Here is a 1761-nt window from a genome sequence, read left to right as displayed (position 1 = left end):
CCTCATCGATCTTCCAACCGATCGTTGCGGGGCTGTTGCAGCGGACGGCCGCCCCCTGCTCCATCAGGTAATCGCCGTTGCGAACCTCCTGCCCCGGGATGGGGTTTACAAGCACCATGGGCAGCCCCGCAGCCATGCACTCCGACGCTGAAAGCCCGCCCGGCTTGCCGACAAACAGGTCCGCGCGGCCCAGCAGCTGCGGCATCTCCGTGGTGAAGCCGAGCACGCGGTAGCGGTCACCGGCGGTCGCCACCAGCTTCTCGATGCGCTGCCGCAGCACGTCGTTGTTTCCGCACACTACGGTGGCCGTGAATTCCGAGCGCATATGCATCGTCTGACGCACCACGGAGAACGCATAGTCCCCGCCGGTCGCACCCGCCGAGATCAGCAGCATCGGTGGCTTATTGCGATCGCGCACGGGCGCGGGACCGACCGGCTTGCTGATCGGGATGCCCGTGGCCATCACTCGGTCGGGAGGAAGGCCGAGCGCCGTCAGCTCCACCCTGCCTTCCTCCCTGGCCACAAAGATCATGTGGAACGCGCCCGAGAGCACAGGCCCTGGAAGTCATAGTCCGTCGTCACGACAGCGGTTTTTGCGTCAACCACGCCCCGGAGGAGTAACGACGCCAACAGCTGGGCGGGCAGGAAGTGCGTGCACACGATCGCGGTCGGTCGGAACCTCTTGATCGCACTGATGACCGGACTGGCGTTCACTCGTGTCCAGGGGTCGATTGGGCCGCGGCGCCGGAAGGGCGGGTTGCTGATGTCGTAACCCCACTCGACCAGCCAGGGTAAGCCCTCGACCAGGACGAAGTATCCCTTCCCCAGCAGCGCGCGGTAGAGCACGCTACTTACCTGCAGCACGTCCAGCACCTGCACCTCGGCGATGTCAGTGCGCGCGGCACATGCCTGGTGTACCGCCGCCGCCGCGCTGTTGTGCCCTGATCCAACCCCTGCGGACAGGATCAGTACGCGCTCTCCTCTGGCAGTGCCTGAGCCCCGTGCCGATGTTCTGCGCATGTGGTGAGGCTAGCAGGCCGCATCACCACACGGACGAGGCCTGGCCGCGCTCGGTGATGCAAAGGGCCGGGCCGGTACCTCCTGAGCGAGCCCGGGCAGGCACCATGCGTTGATCCGGCCTGGCCTGCCCTGCTTCGTCTTCGCAATCAATGGATCAAAAGCTTGGTCTGGGCGGGACGAAGGTGCGGCAGTGCCGGCAGATGATGGCCGAGGAGATGTCATCTGTCGAGGCTGCGGAAGCGGTGAACTGGTCCAGGCCACGGCTGCCTGCTAACGGCCTTCAGCCTCTTTGACCGGATGCGTGCTCTATGCAATACGGAGTCCAAGGCCTTGCCTCGGGTCCGTAGTGCATAAAATCCGGCGCGGGGTGCCGGTGTTTGGGATCAGGTGTCGGGCAGGGGTGCTTTCATATCCACCCTGCGGTGCGCCCCTGTGCGTCGTCTTCGTCCTTGGGCAGTGGGAGATGGCGATTTCTTGCGCGGAGGGACTGCAACGGCGGTCATTTTCGCTTGCATCCTTTCTGGAACTGTCGCTTGTCAGCCAAGGAATCCACAACCCCGAGAACAGTATGAGCGGGAGTCCGGCCGCGAGCTCGTGGGACTGCTCTGACGACTGGGAGCACCGCGACTCGGCAGCGCACAGCCGCCCAGGATTGCCCAACGTGTGGTCGATCGAAGGCCGTGACGCCTACTGCGGGTCGCGCCGGACTTCAGCGGGAGTCCATCCCAGGGCTGGACCGAG

1 pseudogene is annotated in these 1761 nt (G+C 65.0%); it reads right to left on the bottom strand.

Annotated features, from left to right (window positions below):
* Positions 1–1020, bottom strand: a pseudogene (locus AHiyo1_RS28280) (MGDG synthase family glycosyltransferase); the annotation flags it as partial.
* Between the last annotated feature and the right edge of the window lie 741 nt (positions 1021–1761).

The organism is Arthrobacter sp. Hiyo1 (assembly GCF_001263615.2).
Classification (GTDB): domain Bacteria; phylum Actinomycetota; class Actinomycetes; order Actinomycetales; family Micrococcaceae; genus Arthrobacter.
This window is presented reverse-complemented; position numbering and strand designations above follow the sequence as displayed.